General features: G+C 74.8%; 17 protein-coding genes and 1 pseudogene. 8 read left to right on the forward strand and 10 right to left on the reverse strand.

Features of this window, described 5'->3' with window-relative positions; translation table 11 throughout:
* The 5 genes and pseudogenes from ABVB68_RS24565 to hypA form a co-directional block, all read left to right on the forward strand.
* Positions 1-181 (forward strand): annotated as a pseudogene (locus tag ABVB68_RS24565) (hypothetical protein); the annotation flags it as partial.
* Positions 178-768 carry a DUF5947 family protein gene (locus ABVB68_RS24570; protein WP_353603284.1) on the forward strand — a complete coding sequence of 197 codons (591 nt, stop codon included), beginning with the start codon at positions 178-180 and terminating at the stop codon, positions 766-768. The pseudogene ABVB68_RS24565 and the gene ABVB68_RS24570, both read left to right, overlap by 4 nt.
* Positions 769-789: 21 nt before the next feature.
* Positions 790-996 carry a hypothetical protein gene (locus tag ABVB68_RS24575; RefSeq protein WP_353603285.1) on the forward strand — a complete coding sequence of 69 codons (207 nt, stop codon included), beginning with the start codon at positions 790-792 and terminating at the stop codon, positions 994-996.
* 55 nt (positions 997-1,051) lie between these two features.
* Positions 1,052-1,204 (forward strand): hypothetical protein, encoded by a 153-nt coding sequence (locus ABVB68_RS24580; protein WP_353603286.1) that lies wholly within the window; start codon positions 1,052-1,054, stop codon positions 1,202-1,204.
* A gap of 9 nt (positions 1,205-1,213) precedes the next feature.
* Positions 1,214-1,570 carry a hydrogenase maturation nickel metallochaperone HypA gene (gene hypA, locus ABVB68_RS24585; RefSeq protein ID WP_353603287.1) on the forward strand — a complete coding sequence of 119 codons (357 nt, stop codon included), beginning with the start codon at positions 1,214-1,216 and terminating at the stop codon, positions 1,568-1,570.
* 20 nt (positions 1,571-1,590) lie between these two features.
* Here the strand turns inward: hypA and hypE are convergent, their stop codons facing one another.
* The 9 genes from hypE to ABVB68_RS24630 all read right to left on the reverse strand — a co-directional run bounded on the left by hypE (position 1,591) and on the right by ABVB68_RS24630 (position 10,662).
* Positions 1,591-2,691, reverse strand: coding sequence for a hydrogenase expression/formation protein HypE (gene hypE, locus ABVB68_RS24590; RefSeq protein WP_353603288.1), 1,101 nt, complete (start codon positions 2,689-2,691; stop codon positions 1,591-1,593).
* 25 nt (positions 2,692-2,716) lie between these two features.
* Positions 2,717-3,859, reverse strand: a complete 1,143-nt coding sequence (gene hypD, locus ABVB68_RS24595) for a hydrogenase formation protein HypD (protein ID WP_353603289.1) — start codon at positions 3,857-3,859, stop codon at positions 2,717-2,719.
* Positions 3,856-4,146, reverse strand: coding sequence for a HypC/HybG/HupF family hydrogenase formation chaperone (locus ABVB68_RS24600; protein ID WP_353603290.1), 291 nt, complete (start codon positions 4,144-4,146; stop codon positions 3,856-3,858). Before ABVB68_RS24600 ends, hypD begins: the two co-directional genes overlap by 4 nt.
* A 3-nt stretch (positions 4,147-4,149) precedes the next feature.
* Positions 4,150-6,501, reverse strand: coding sequence for a carbamoyltransferase HypF (gene hypF / locus ABVB68_RS24605; protein WP_353603291.1), 2,352 nt, complete (start codon positions 6,499-6,501; stop codon positions 4,150-4,152).
* On the reverse strand, positions 6,498-7,226 hold the full coding sequence (gene hypB / locus ABVB68_RS24610) for a hydrogenase nickel incorporation protein HypB (RefSeq protein WP_353603292.1): 729 nt from the start codon (positions 7,224-7,226) through the stop codon (positions 6,498-6,500). Before hypB ends, hypF begins: the two co-directional genes overlap by 4 nt.
* Positions 7,227-7,299: 73 nt before the next feature.
* Positions 7,300-7,932 (reverse strand): hydrogenase maturation protease, encoded by a 633-nt coding sequence (locus tag ABVB68_RS24615; RefSeq protein WP_353603293.1) that lies wholly within the window; start codon positions 7,930-7,932, stop codon positions 7,300-7,302.
* Positions 7,929-9,689: a hydrogenase maturation protein gene (locus tag ABVB68_RS24620; protein WP_353603294.1), complete on the reverse strand. Its 1,761-nt coding sequence runs from the start codon at positions 9,687-9,689 to the stop codon at positions 7,929-7,931. The genes ABVB68_RS24615 and ABVB68_RS24620 overlap by 4 nt, the downstream gene beginning before the upstream one ends.
* Positions 9,690-9,755: 66 nt before the next feature.
* Complete coding sequence (locus tag ABVB68_RS24625) at positions 9,756-9,887, reverse strand: hypothetical protein (protein ID WP_353603295.1); 132 nt, start codon at positions 9,885-9,887, stop codon at positions 9,756-9,758.
* Between the two features lie 247 nt (positions 9,888-10,134).
* Complete coding sequence (locus tag ABVB68_RS24630; RefSeq protein WP_353603296.1) at positions 10,135-10,662, reverse strand: hypothetical protein; 528 nt, start codon at positions 10,660-10,662, stop codon at positions 10,135-10,137.
* A gap of 398 nt (positions 10,663-11,060) precedes the next feature.
* Between ABVB68_RS24630 and ABVB68_RS24635 the strand changes: the two genes are divergently transcribed.
* Positions 11,061-11,552 (forward strand): DUF1360 domain-containing protein, encoded by a 492-nt coding sequence (locus ABVB68_RS24635; protein ID WP_353603297.1) that lies wholly within the window; start codon positions 11,061-11,063, stop codon positions 11,550-11,552.
* A 42-nt stretch (positions 11,553-11,594) separates the two neighbouring features.
* Here the strand turns inward: ABVB68_RS24635 and ABVB68_RS24640 are convergent, their stop codons facing one another.
* Positions 11,595-11,756 (reverse strand): hypothetical protein, encoded by a 162-nt coding sequence (locus ABVB68_RS24640; protein WP_353603298.1) that lies wholly within the window; start codon positions 11,754-11,756, stop codon positions 11,595-11,597.
* A gap of 391 nt (positions 11,757-12,147) precedes the next feature.
* On the opposite strand from ABVB68_RS24640, the gene ABVB68_RS24645 reads away from it, so the two are divergent.
* Positions 12,148-12,567: a DUF2267 domain-containing protein gene (locus ABVB68_RS24645; RefSeq protein WP_353603299.1), complete on the forward strand. Its 420-nt coding sequence runs from the start codon at positions 12,148-12,150 to the stop codon at positions 12,565-12,567.
* A gap of 443 nt (positions 12,568-13,010) precedes the next feature.
* A complete protein-coding gene (locus tag ABVB68_RS24650; RefSeq protein WP_503006229.1) occupies positions 13,011-14,186 on the forward strand; it encodes an AI-2E family transporter in 1,176 nt (391 codons plus the stop codon).
* Positions 14,187-14,478: the final 292 nt, after the last annotated feature.

Here is a 14,478-nt window from a genome sequence, read left to right on the forward strand (position 1 = left end):
CGAGCCGGCGCACAGGAGTTTTCTCGGTACGCGCACCGAGGCCGCGGTGCTGGCGGCCGCGCCGGAGCTGACGGCGGTGCGGACCGCGCCGTCGGACGCCGGGCGCCGGCCGGACCCGGCGTTCGTTCCGCTCACCACGCTGACGCGCCGGACCGCGGCCCGGCCGCAGGAGACGCGGTGACGATGGACGGCGCACTGGCCCGGGTCATCCGCACCGCCGCCGACCGGGCGGCGGTGGCCGAGGAGGAACGCTGCGAGCTGTGCGCTGCGCACGTGCCCGGCGAGCACCCGCACCTGTACGACACCGACGCCGCCGAGGTGCGGTGCGTGTGCCGGGCGTGCTCGGTGCTGTTCGCCGACGACGGGGCGGGCCGGTACCGGCTCGTGCCCCGGCGCCGGGTCCGGCTGCCGGCCGTGGACACGGCGCTGCTGGGCGTGCCGGTGGGGCTCGTGTTCTTCGTGCCACGCGGTGACGGCACGGTCACCGCGCAGGGGCCGAGCCCGGCGGGGGCGATGCGCTGGGAGGTGGACGCGGCGGCCTGGCAGCGGATGGTCGCGACGTGTCCGCAGCTCGCCTCCGTGGCACCCGACGTGGAGGCGCTGCTGGTGAACACCGTGCGCGGCCTCGACGAACACTGGATCGTGCCGGTCGACGACTGCTACCGGATGGTCGCCCTGGTCCGCCGCGAGTGGCGGGGCCTGTCCGGTGGCGGCCGGGTGTGGCCGGCCGTGGAACGGTTCTTCGCGGAGCTCACCGAGCGCCCGTGAGGGCCTGGAAGGAGATCGATCATGGGCACCATCCGAGTGGGCCGCCCCCAGGCGAAGCCCGACATGCCCAGGCACGTGCCTGGACTGCACCAGGGCAACAGGGGGCCGCACGACCATCAGACCGGATTCCACCGGGACGGCACCTCCGACGCCCGCCGCTCCACCGGGATCCACTGGAAACGGCACGACGCCCTGCTGGACGTCATGCCGAACATCTCACCGGGATGAGAGGCGGGAAGCGACCGTGAAGAAGCGCTGCCGAAAGGCGAGGACGGCGAGGGCGGTGACGACCGGCCGCCAGGTGCTGATGGCACAGGCCGCCCTGGTGGGCGGCCTGCTGACGGCTCTCCTCATCAAGGAACTGCCCGGCATGGTGCGCGAGGTGAGGATCTACCGGATGACCGGCGGGCTGCGCGCGAACCGCCGGTACCCCTGAGGGGCCGCCGTGCACGAGTTGTCGATCGCCACCGCGATCGTGGAACAGGCCGAGGAGATCGCCCGCTCGGACGGCGCCGACGGCGTGTCGTCGGTGACCGTCCGGGTCGGCGAGCTGGCCGGTGTCGTGCCCGACGCGCTCCAGTTCGCCTTCGAGGTGGCGCGCGACGGCACGGCGCTCGCCGGGGCGCGGCTCGTGGTGGAGCAGGTCGCCGCGCGGGCGTGGTGCGGTGGGTGTGCCGAGGAGTTCGCGCTCGGCATGCCGCCGTTCTTCTGGTGTCCGGCCTGCGACCGGCCCTCGCAGGAGCTGCGCAGCGGCCGGGAGTTGGAGATCACGGACGTCGAGCCGGTCCCGGCCCCGGCCTGACGGCGGGGCCGGGGGGCGGTTCAGCAGATCCGGGGCAGTTGCTCCCCGAGGGGCAGGTCCAGCACCCGGGTGCCGCCGAGGCCGGTGGCGACGACGACCATGCCCGGGTGGTCCGGCACGCACTCCCCGATGAGGGCGGCGCCGGCCCCCTGGGGGTGGGCACGCATCGCCGCGAGGACGGCCTCGGCGTGCTCCGGGGGCACGAAGGCGACCAGCCGGCCCTCGTTGGCCACGTACAGCGGGTCCAGGCCGAGGAAGCCGCAGGCGTTCGCGACCTCGTCCGGGACCGGGAGGGCACGCTCGCGCAGCCGCACACCGGTGCCGGAGGCGCGGGCGATCTCGTTGAGGGACGCCCCGAGGCCGCCCCGGGTGGGGTCGCGCAGGACGTGGATGTCCTTGGTGACCGCCAGCATGGAGGCCACGAGGTCCGCCAGGGGCGCGGTGTCGGAGGCGATCTCGACACCGAACTCCAGGCCCTCGCGCACGCTCATGATCGCCACGCCGTGCAGGCCGATCGGGCCGCTGACGATGACGGCGTCGCCCGGCCGGGCGCGCTGCGGGCGGATGTCGACTCCGTCGGGCACGAGGCCGACGCCGGCGGTGGTGATGTAGACGCCGTCGCCGTGCCCGCACTCCACGACCTTGGTGTCGCCGGTGGCGACGGTGACGCCGGCCGCCTCGGCCGCCGCGCCGAGTGCCCGCGCGACGCGCTCGACGACGGCCAGCTCCACACCCTCCTCAAGGATGAAGGCGGTGGAGAGGTAGGCGGGCCGGGCGCCACTCATCGCCAGGTCGTTGACGGTGCCGTTGACGGCGAGGTCGCCGAGGCTGCCGCCGGGGAAGAACAGCGGCCGTACGACGTAGGAGTCGGTGGAGAAGGCCAGCCGCGCGCCGCCCAGCCGGAGGACGGCCGAGTCGGCGAGGGCGGCCAGGGTGGGGTTGCCGTAGGCGGGGGCGAAGACCTGGTCGATCAGTTCGGCGGAGAGGGCACCGCCGCCGCCGTGCCCCATGACGACGACCGGCTGGTCGCGCAGGGGGGCGGGACAGGTCCAGTCGGCGGGGTCAACGGCCGTGGCGGTGGCGTCCGCCGTGACGGTGGCGGCGGCTCCGACGGCTGCCATCACTTCGGTGTCTTCGGTGGCGAGATCAGCCAACGGGGTTCATCTCCTCACGCGGGATCCGGGATCCCTGCGGTGCCGGGCCGTTCATCCGGCGGTACAGGTAATAGGCCGCGCAGGCGCCCTCGTTGGAGACCATGGTGGCGCCGAGCGGGGTGCGCGGGGTGCAGACCGTGCCGAACGCCTCGCATTCGGTCGGCTTGATCAGTCCCTGCAGGACCTCGCCGGCCCGGCACACGGCGGGCTCCTCGGTGCGGATGCCGGTGACGTCGAAGCGGTGCTCGGCGTCGTAGGCGCGGAAGGCGTCGGTCAGCCGCCAGCCGCTGGCCGGGATGCGGCCGATGCCGCGCCAGTTGCGGTCGACGACCTCGAACACCTCCTCGATCATCCGTACGGCGGCCGGGTTGCCCTCGTCCCGCACGGCGCGCGCGTAGGCGTTCTCCACCCGGTGCTCGCCGCGCTCCAGCTGGTGGACGGCGCGGCGGATGCCTTCGAGGATGTCCAGCGGCTCGAAGCCGGTCACGACGACGGGCACGCGGTGCTTCTCGGCCAGCTCCGGGTACTCGGCGGTGCCCATGACGCTGCACACGTGCCCGGCGGCGAGGAAGCCCTGCACCCGGCAGCTGGGGGCCGTCATGATGGCCTCGATCGCCGGGGGGACCCGGACGTGGGACACCAGCAGGCTGAAGTTGTCCAGGCCGAGACGGCGGGCCTGGTGGACGGCCATGGCGTTGGCCGGGGCGGTCGTCTCGAAGCCGATCGCGAAGAAGACGACCTGGCGGTCCGGGTTCTTCCGGGCCAGGTCGAGGGCGTCGAGCGGTGAGTACACCACACGTACGTCACCGCCCTCGCCCTTGACCCGGAACAGGTCCCGGCCGGTGCCCGGCACGCGGAGCATGTCCCCGAAGGAGCAGAAGACCACGTCGGGGCGGGCGGCGATCTCCAGGGCCTTGTCGATGACGTCGAGCGGGGTGACGCACACCGGGCAGCCCGGACCGTGGATCAACTCCACCTCGTCGGGCAGGAGTTGGTCGATGCCGTGCCGGATGATGGAGTGGGTCTGACCGCCGCAGACCTCCATGAGGGCCCAGGGCCGGGTGGCCGTGGCCCGGATCTCGTCCAGCAGCCGGCGCGCCAGGTCCGGGTCGTTGAACTCGTCGATGTACTTCACCGGGCCTCACTCCCGCTCTCCTGCCGTGCCGCCTGCTGCCAGGCGTCGCCGAACTCCTCTTCCAGAAGCCCGAGTTGCTCGAAGAGTTCCAGGGAGGCCCGGGCCGACTCCTCGTCGAGGCGCTGCAGCGCGAACCCGACGTGGACGATCACGTACTCCCCCACCCGCACGTCGGGCAGATACTCGAGACACGCCTGTTTCCGCACGCCGCCGAAGTCGATCAGCCCGGTCAGGGGATCGGCGCGATGATCGATGGACACGACCTTGCCGGGCACTGCCAGACACATGGGTCACTCCGTCTCTTGGTTGTTTGCTGTTCCCGCGACCATCAGCTGGCCGAGCGCCAACCCGCCGTCGTTGGGCGGGACCTCACCGTGCCGGAGCACCGTGAAGCCGTCCGCGGCGAGCAGGGCGGTGCTCTCCTCCTCCAGCAGGGCGTTGGCGAAGACGCCTCCCGTGAGGGCGACGGTGGCCGGGCCGCCGGCCGCGCGGGCCCGCCGGCACAGTTCGGCCACGGTCCGTGCGACGCCCCGGTGGAACCGGGCCGCGAGGACGGGGGCGGGGGTACCACGGCGGCGGTCCGCGAGCAGCGCCCGCAGCATCGGCGTGGGACTGCACACGAGGGTGCCCTCGCCGCCGAGGCCGAACGGGTACGCCCGCGCGTCCGCCTCCCTCGCCTGTGCCGCCGCCTCCAGCTCCATCGCGGCCTGGGCCTCGTATTCCGAGCGGTGGCAGATCCCGGCGAGGGACGACACCGCGTCGAAGAGCCGGCCCATGCTGGAGGTCGGCACGCAGGCCACCTGGCGCTCCAACTGGCGGCGCAGCACCGCGCGTTCGGTGTCCGAGCAGGCGAGGACGCTCGGCACCTGCGGCTCCCACGGCAGTCCCGCCGCCCACAGCCGGGCCAGCGCCAGCCGGCAGGGGTTGGCCACACCGGCGTCGCCGCCGGGCAGCGGGGCGGGGGCCAGGTGGGCGAAGCGCCGGTACCCGGTGTAGTCGGCGAGCAGGATCTCGCCGCCCCACACCGTGCCGTCGTCGCCGTACCCGGTGCCGTCGAAGGCGACGCCGATCACGGGCTCGGTGCCGTCGAGGCCATGTTCGGCCATGGCGGCGGCGATGTGGGCGTGGTGGTGCTGGACCAGAGCGGGGGGCGCGAGGCCGAGCCGGGCGGCCCGGGTGCGGGCCCGTGCGGTGGAGTGGTAGCCGGGGTGCCGGTCGGCGGCCACCAGCCGTGGCGTGACTCCGGTGAGACGTGTGAGGTGCCGTTCGGCCCGCTCGGCGGCTTCCAGCGTGGCCAGCTCGCCCATGTCGCCGATGTGCGGCCCGAACCAGGCGTGGTCGCCCTCGCCCAGGCAGGGCACGTTCTTGAGGTCGCCGCCGACGGCGAGGGTGGGCCGGACCGGGACCGGCAGGCGCAGGGGGCGGGGCACGTATCCGCGGGAGCGGCGCAGTACCTGTTCGGTGCCGTCGGGGCGGACCCGGAGCAGGGAGTCGTCGCAGGGCACGGCGATGGGCCGGTCGTGGCGGAGCCAGGCGTCCGCCAGGCCGGCCAGCCGGGCCAGTGCCTCCGTGTCGTCGGTGACGATGGGCTCGCCGGAGCGGTTGCCGCTCGTCATGACCAGAATCCTGGGGCCCGGACGGTCGCCGGGCAGCCCGAAAAGGAGCGTCTGGACGGGGGTGTAGGGCAGCATGACGCCGATGTGCGGGCTGCCCGGGCAGACGTCGTCGGCGAGGCGGGGGCCCGCCGCCGGTCGGCGGTGGCGCAGCAGGACGATCGGGCGGCGGGCGCTGGTGAGCGCGGCCCGTTCCGCGTCGGTGAGGACCGCGATCCGTTCGGCCGTGGGCAGGTCCGCGCACATCACCGCGAAGGCCTTGCCGCCCCGCTCCTTGCGTCCGCGCAGGGTGCTGACGGCCCGGGCGTCGGTGGCGTCGCAGGCCAGGTGGTAGCCGCCGACGCCCTTGACGGCGACGATCCGCCCGGCGGCGAGCAGGGCCCGGGCGGTGGTCAGGGCGTCCGCGTCGCGGGCCGGGCGTACGCCGATGCCGTCGGCCGCGACCAGGGTGAGCCGCGGGCCGCAGTCGGGGCAGGCGACGGGCTGGGCGTGGAAGCGCCGGTCGGCCGGATCGCCGTACTCCCGGGCGCAGGCGGGGCACATGGGGAAGCCGGCCATGGTCGTGGCCACGCGGTCGTAGGGCAGGCCGGTGGCGATGGTGAAGCGGGGGCCGCAGTGGGTGCACGTGATGAAGGGGTGCCGGTGCCGGCGGTCGGCCGGATCGGACAGTTCGCGCAGGCAGTCGGCGCAGGTCGCGGTGTCGGGCGGGAGCTGGGTGCGGCCGCCGGCCCGGTCGGTGGAGCGGATGGTGAAGGGGCCGCTCTCGCCGGTGGCGGGCAGGGTCTGTCCGAGGATGCCGGTCACGGTGGCCAGGGGCGGCGGCTCCTCGGCGAGCCGGTCGCAGAAGCGGTCCACCTCCGGTGCCGGTCCCTCGACCTCGATGAGCACGCCGTCACCGGTGTTCCCGACGAATCCGGTGAGGGAGAGGCCCGCGGCCAGACGGTGCACGTGCGGGCGGAAGCCCACGCCCTGCACGGTGCCGTGCACGGTGAGCCTGCGCCGGACCAGGCCGGCGGCGGGGGCGGTCATACGGCAGGGGCGGCGGAGGCGGGGTGGTGATGGCCGTGCGGGTGCGGGGCGAGGGGCGGCCGGTGCGAGGGGGCCGCGTCCCGGGCGGCGAGGGCGCGGTCCAGCAGGGTGCCGACGCCGACGCCGGTGCGGGCGCAGGACCGTACGATCTCCACGCCCGGGTTGACCCGGTGGACGTTCGCCCGGAAGGCGGCCTCGTCGAAGCCGGCCGGCTCGGCGAGGTCGGTCTTGGTGACGACGACCAGATGGGCGGAGCCGAAGGCGGTGGGGTACTTCAGCGGCTTGTCCTCGCCCTCGGTGACGGCCATCAGCACGATCCGCAGGGTCTCGCCCAGGTCGTAGGAGGCCGGGCAGACGAGGTTGCCGACGTTCTCCACGAAGAGCACGGAGGTGTCCGCCGGGAGCCAGCCCTCCAGCCGCGCGCGTACCTGGCGTGCCTCCAGATGGCACAGTCCGTCGGTGAGCAGTTGCTGGACGGGCGCGCCCGACCGGGCCAGCCGGACGGCGTCGTTCTCGGTGGCCAGGTCGGCGGTGAGCGCGGCCACCGCCACGCCGCGCTCCACCGCGCGGGCCAGGACCCGGCCGAGGAGCTCGGTCTTGCCGCTCCCGGGGCTGGACAGCAGGTTGACCAGGCACACGCCCCGGCGGGCGAGGTCGGCGCGCAGGCTCGCGGCCAGATCGTCGTTCTTCGCCAGGACGGCCTGTTTGACGTCGGACCGGCACATGGGGCTGCTCCTCGGATGCGGCGGTTGAGCCCGGGCCGCGTCGCGTGCGGCCCGGGTCCCACCGATCTTCGGCTCAGCCGGGCGCCGAGCCGGGCAGCGCAGCCGGGCACGGGGCCCCTGATTCCATCGGGCGGCCCAATGCGGGGACGGAGCCGGCGGAGTCCGCGAGCGGCGCGGGGACGGGGCCGGCGGGATCGGCGAGCAGCGTGGGGACGGGGCCGGCGGGATCGGCGAGCAGCGCGGGGACGAGCGCGTGCAGTGCGTCCACGGCCCGGCCGACGGCTTCCCGGACCGGTGCGCTGAGGTCGGGGAAGAGGTCGGCGTCGCCGTTCGGCAGCGTCTCGGGCTCGCACGCGAGGACCAGCACCCGGGGCAGGGGTTCGTCGCCCAGGTGTGTGGCCAGGGCCAGCACCTTCGCCGGGTCCATGCCGTGGGCCTCCGGCGCGACGGTGCCGTCGGGGGGTTCGGCCTCGATCAGGGTGAGGGTGCCGGGGCGGTGGCCGCGCGGGGCCGCGTCGACCAGCACGACGGTGCGGTAGCCGGCCAGCAGGGCGTAGGCGAGATCCATGCCGCGGATGCCGTAGTCGTGCACCCGGGCCCCGGGCGGCAGCGGGCGGTGTTCGAGGGCCCGGATCACCTCGGGGCCGAAGGCGTCGTCGGCGAGGAAGATGTTGCCGACGCCGGCCACCAGGATCCGCGGCGTCACCGGAGGTCTCCGTCCGGTGCGGCGAGGGGCCTGGGAGAGCCGCTCGGTGTCTTCCGGACGAAGGCCGAGCGCAGGGCGTGGTAGGGGGCGCCCGCGTCGAAGAAGACGGCGCGCATACGCGCGAGTTCGGCCCGCCGGTACTCGGCGAGGGGGCGCTGCAGTTCGTCGGAGGCGCGGGCCGCGGCCTTGGCGGCGATGCGCCGGTCCAGGCCGGGACCGGCGGCGAGCGCGGCCGCCAGTCGCTCGGTCTCGGCCGCGAAGTCCTGGGGTGCGGCCGGCAGCAGCCGGTCCACGAGGCCGAGCCGCTCGGCGGTGGCCGCGCTGACGGGCAGCGCCTCGGTGGTCAGTCGCCGGGCCTGCTCCGGGCCGACGCGGCGGGGCAGGGTGTACGTCCAGAACTCCGAGCCGTACAGGCCCATGCGCCGGTAGTGCGGGTTGAGGACGGTGCCGGCGCGGCACCAGACCTGGTCGGCGGCGAGGGCGAGCATGGCCCCGCCGGCTGCCGCGTTGCCGGCGAGCGCGGCCACCACCAGCCGGTCGGTGGTGCGCAGCACCGCCTCGACCAGGTCGTCCATGGCGTTGAGGTTGGTCCACGACTCCGCGGCCGGGTCGGGGGCCGCCTCGATGACGTTCAGGTGGATGCCGTTGGAGAAGAAGTCGCGGGCGCCGCCGAGCACGAGGACGCGGGTGGGGCGGGTCAGCGCGAACTCGTAGGCGGCGAGGAGCCGGCGGCACTGGTCGGTGCTCATCGCGCCGCCGGGGAAGGAGAAGCTGAGGAAGCCGGTGTCCCCGCGCTGCCGGTAGCGGACGTCGCTCCAGGTGCGCCGGTCCGGGGGCAGTTCGAAGGGGACGGGGGCCTCCGGCAGAGCCGGTGCGCTTTCGCCTGGAAGACCCGCGGGGCCGGTGCGGCCGGTGGGTACTGCGGGGCGTGTGAAGCCGGCGAGGACGGAGGTGGCCGGGCGCCGGAAGGGCGCGGGGTCCCCGGAGTTCTTGCGGGGGCGCAGTTCCGGGATCCAGACGGCCCCGTCCCGGGTGGCCCGGCAGACGGCGCCCGCGCGGTGTGCGAGCAGTTCGCCGGCGCGGCCGCGCAGCAGGTCCTCGGGGTGCCCGCCATGCAGGAACACCTCCCGGCCGAGCAGCTCGTCGAGGACGCCCGGCTGCGAGTCGGCGCCGCGCAGCTTGCGCAGGACCGTCGCGGTGTCGTCGCGTTCCCAGTCGATACGCCGCCGCTCCTGCCGGAAGGCGTCGCGCCAGACGACGTCGATCGACTCGTCGGTCTGCGGGAGCGGCTTGTAGGAGCCGCCGGCGTAGCGTCGTACGGCGGTGAGGACGGCGGTCACGGCGGCGTCGGAGGCCTCGTTGCGGTACAGGTCGCTCTTGCCGACGAGCGGCACCGGGAACGGCTCGGACGCCCAGATCGCGCCCGCGTCCATGGCCGCCTCCGCCTGGAGCACGGTCACGCCCCATCGGGGTGCTTCTTCGGCGATGGCCCAGTCCAGCGAGGACGGGCCCCGGTCGCCGGGCGGCCCGGGGTGCACGATCAGGCAGGTGTGCTCCCGCCACACGTCCTCGGGCAGGGCCGTCTTGAGCATCGGCGCGACGACCAGGTCCGGACGCAGTTCGCGTACGGCGGCCCGGACCGGGCCGGGGCCGTGCGAGGCGAGTACGGCGTCGACGCGGTGCCCGTGGTCCGACAGTTCGGCGTACAGGCGCTGGGTGAGGCTGTTAAACGCGCTGGCGACGAGCAGAATGTCCATGACACGGCATGTTCGTCCCTGTCCGGGGTGCCGTGAAGAACCCCGGCGGCGTTTCGTCCGCCCGTCTCAGGTCTCTTCCTCCATCCGGATCGCATTCCGCACGTCCTCGAACGCCTGGCCGCTCAGCCCCCCATGCGCTTCCAGCAGGGCCGCGGCGATCGCGCCGAGCCTGCGCTGGACGGCGTGCTCGGCCCTCACCTCGGCGTTCTTGAGCAGCCCCTGCGGTCCGGCGTCCGGGCGCGCGGCCGCGTCCGCGGGTCCGCACGGTCGCCCGGCGGTCCGGCGTCCTGGTGCGCGGCCGCGTCCACGGGGTCCGTACGGTCGCCGGGCGGTCCGGCGTCCTGGTGCGGGCCGGAGTAGGCCGGGCGGGCACGACGGCGCGTGTGGTCCGGCGTCCGGGCGCGATACGCGTCTGTGGGGCGGGCGGTCCCTGCGGTCCGGGCGGTCAGGCGGCGAGGGCTCCGCCGGGCTTGAGCCGGTCGAGGAGCTGGTCGTGGTGGAGGCCGGCCACCGGGGCGAGGAGGTCGGGGTGGCGCAGCAGGGCGGCTGCGCGCCGGTCGCCGTCGTCGGGGTCGATCAGCCGCCGGAACTCCACCGGGGCCCCGGAGGCGTGCTCGCCGTCGCCGAGCGCCTCGACGGCCAGTCCGGCCAGTTCCGGGTCGGTCAGCAGACCCGCCGCCCAGCTGGCGACGACCTCGTCCACCCAGGTCCGCCAGGCCCACTCCTCGGCCGGCTGCTCGCCGGCCTGCTCGGCTCCGGTGACCCAGTCGAGGCGGGCGGCGCCTCCGGGCCCCGCCATCGTGACCAGGGCGGCGTCGATCTCGGTCGGATACCGCAGCCAGGCGGCGACGGTCACGGCCTGCCGGGCCTGCGCCTCGCACAGGGCGGAGGCCAGCGCGCCGCCGCACGACGGGTAGGCGCTGGTCAGCCAGCGTGCCGTCGCGGCGATGAGGGAGGACAGATCAGTGAGCACAGCCGGGCCGTCCGGGGTGTGGGGGTCAGGGCGCCAGGCCACCGTAGCCCGGCACCATGCCGGGCCGGGAGGGGATGCGAACCAGGTCATATGTGGCCTCGCCCACGTCCGCCCCCGCCCGGCGTCCGCCTCACCCACCCCCCCCATCCCGCGTCGCCTCCCCCACCCCCATCCGCCACTCCGCGTCCGCCTCTCCCACCCATCCGCCACCCCGGCTCCGCCTCCCCCCACCCCATCCCCCACCCCGCGCCTCCCCCACCCCGAGCCACCGCCCCGCCTCCGCCCGCCGTGCCCCCGCCTCCGCCCCGGGGCCGCCGGCACGTGTCGCCCCCTCGGGCAGGGGAACCCGGGGCGGGCCGTGCCAGGACGGCACGCATCGGGGAGGTCTGGGAGGACTCATGACGACGGACGCCGCACACTACGACGACCAGGGCGAAGAACCGCTGGGCGGTTACGCCGTCCTCGCCTCCGTGTTCGCGGCGGGCGTCGGCGGCTTCGCGCTGGTGGCCCGGCAGCGGGGGGTCCGGCTGCCCCAGGAGGTGCCGCCGTGGGACGTGGCGTTGCTGGGCACCGCTTCGTACAAGGCGTCACGGCTGCTGACCAGGGACAAGGTGACGAGCTTCCTCCGTGCCCCGTTCACCCGTCGCGCGGGCCACGGTGAGGGCGGCGAGGTCATGGACGAGCCGCGGGGCAGCGGGGTCCGGCGGGCCGTCGGCGACCTGCTGGCGTGCCCGTTCTGCGCCTCCGCCTGGGCGGCGGGGGCCCTGATGTGCTCTTACGCGGCGGCGCCCCGGTTCACCCGGCTGGTCTGCGGCGGCTTCGCCGCCCTGACGGTGGCGGACTGGCTGCAGTACGCCTGGACGTGGACACAGCAGAAGGCCGAGAGCTGAAGCGGCCGCGACACCACCGGTCATCGACCGCGACACCACCGGTCATTCCTCGTCCGCCGCCGGGATCAGCTCCATGTCGAGCACCCCCTCCTCCTGGAACAGATCCGACGTCAGCCGGGCGGAGTCGTCGGGGCCCTCGAGCTCCAGCAGCGCCCGTGCGGCGTCGTCCGTGCCGCCCGGCAGCCGTTCCACCCTGACCTGCATGATCCGGAAACCGCGCCGGGTACACGCCTGCATCAGGCGCGGCGCCGGTGCGGTAGGTCGGGCGCACCCGCCAGCCCCACTCCTGACATCCACACCTCGCACGTCGCGTGCCGCCTGTGCCCCGTCCCGGCGTCTGCCCCGCGGCGGGGCCACGACACCACGGGCCCGGGTGTCCGCCGGAGTCCGGATCACCAGTAGACCGCCGTTCGCCGGGTCCGGCGAGTGGCCGGCGTGCCGGGCGGGACGGGGCGGGACGGACGGGACGCGGCGGGCGGGAGGGGCCAGCCCGGGGCGGGCGGGGCGGGGCGGGGCGGGTGCGCGTGAGGGGGGTACTCGGCCGGGGCCGCCTCGCCCGGCGTGGAGAGGTACTGCTGAGGAAGGGACCGGTTCCATGCATCACGACGAGCTGATGGGAAAGGTGCAGGTGCTCGCCCACCTGCCCGACCGGAACACCGCCGAGCGGGCCGCGCACGCGGTCGTGAGCACACTGGCGGAGCGGCTGCCCGCCGGACTGGCCCGGCATGTGGCCGCTCAGCTGCCGCCCGACATGGCGGTGGCCATGACGGAGATGACCGACACGTCCGGAGACGGTTCCGGCGCGACGGGCGAGCGGTTCGGCCTGACCGCCTTCGCCGGCCGCATCGCCGACCGGGCGGGCACCGACGAGGAGACGGCGCTGCGGAATGCCGTCGCCGTGCTCGAGGTGCTCGACGCCGCACTCGCCCCGGAGCTGACCGAGCGGATGGCCGGCGCGCTGCCCGCGGACATCCGCGAGCTGCTGCCGGTCGGCCGCGCGGCCGAGTACACCTGAGACGTGGCCGGGAGCAGCCGGGCCCGCGGCCGAGTCCACCCGTGCCCGGCGGAAGCCTGCCCCCGCACCCGGTGACGCCCCGCGCCCGCGTTCTCAGTGACGGGCCACCCTCGCCCGACGACGCTTCCGGGGACGTGCGTGCCGGGAGGCTGGGGGCCGGGCGACCCACCGGTCCTCGACCTGGTCCAGGCCGTACAGCAGGATGCTGAGGACCGGAAGCAGCAGTACCGCGATGATGATCACAGGAGGTTCTCCCTCCGTACCGATGACACCGGCCGGGTCCCCCGGTCCGCGCCCGCGCAGCCTCCCCGGTTGTGAAGGTCCTGTGACCGTCCGCTCTCGGGCGCGCGGGCGCGTTGCACGAGGCACTCCCCCGCCTTGCGCTTACCGTTCTCTAGATGTGACGGGCCGTCAGCGACCGGGACGGAGAGCAGGCGGGAGCAGTGGTGGGTGATGCGCGTCGGCGGGCGGCCGGACCGAGGGGCGGAAGCCGGGCGGAGGGCGCCGTGCTGGGCAGCCGGCCCGCCTACTCCGTGCGGCTCCCTGCCCCCGCGCGCCCCGGCCCGCGGCGTCCCGAGGCCGTGCGGACGGTGCCCTGGCTGCGGATCGCCGCGGCCTACGCCTGGCGGCTCATCGCGGTCGGCGTCGTCGTGTACGGCATCTTCAGCATCCTCGGCAGTTTCCAGCTCATCGCCGTCGCCCTGTTCCTCGCGCTGGTCGTCACCTCGGTGTTGCGCCCGCCGACCGACCTGCTCGCCCGGGTGCTGCCGAGACCGCTGAGCGTGGCCGTGGTCCTCGTGGGCAGCCTGCTGCTCCTGCTGGCCCTGTTCGCCCTGGTGGGCAACGCGGTCGCGGGCGAGTGGCCCCGGCTGGTGGACGACTTCGGCGGCGGCGTGCACCGCATCCAGGACTGGCTGCAACGGCCGCCGTTCCGGCTCAGCCCCGGCAAGCTCTCCGCGCTCCAGGACCAGCTGACGCGTTATGTGTCCACGCACCGGTCGTCCCTGCTGAGCAGCGCGGTCAACGAGTTCGGCCGAGTGGTCGAGGTGGTCACGGGCGGTGTCCTCGCGCTGTTCGCCTCGGTGTTCTTCCTGCACTCCGGCGAGCACCTGTGGGGCTGGGCACGCGACCGGCTGCTGCCGAGCGGTGCCCGGCCGGCCTGGGACCGGGCAGGGCGGGCGGCCTGGCGGACCTTCGCCGGGTACACGCGCGGCATCATCATCGTGGCCGCCACCAACGCCGTACTGGTCGGTGTCGCCCTGCTGGTGCTGCGGGTGCCGCTCGCGCTGCCGCTGGCCCTGCTGGAGTTCTTCGCGGCGTTCGTGCCGCTGGTGGGCTCGCCGGTGGCGCTCGGTGTCGCCACGATCGTCGCGCTCGCCGGGCGCGGACCGGTCACGGCCTTGGCGGTCCTGGTGCTCATCGTCGTGATCGGCCAGCTGGAAGGGCATGTGCTGCATCCTCTTGTGCTGAGCTGGGCGGTGCGGCTGCACCCGCTCGTCGTCGCCGTGTCCGTCATCGCGGGCAGCATCGTGGCCGGCGTGATCGGCGCGGTGGTGGCCGTGCCGTTCGTCTCGGTGGTCTGGGCGGTGCTCAACGCCCTGCGGACCGATCCTTCGTGACCGACCGGCTCCGGTCCCTGCTCCCGGACGGCGCTCCGCCGATCCGGTCCGAACGCGGGATCAGGTGTTCCCTCGAACGGCCGGTCGTCGTTCATATGACCACGGGGGTCGAGTGACCGGCCGGATACTCACGGTGTGCGAAGGACGGGCTGCAGACCGTGGTTGCCGCACCGGTCCCGCTCTCGGCCACACCGCACGGAGCAACACGACCGTGAACCTTCTCACCGACGTCCTCGCCGGGCTCGTCCACCTCATCGGACGGCTGGCCCGACGCCGGGGGCGTGTGAGGAAG

The sequence above is a fragment of the Streptomyces sp. NPDC096012 genome (assembly GCF_040426375.1).
Classification (GTDB): domain Bacteria; phylum Actinomycetota; class Actinomycetes; order Streptomycetales; family Streptomycetaceae; genus Streptomyces.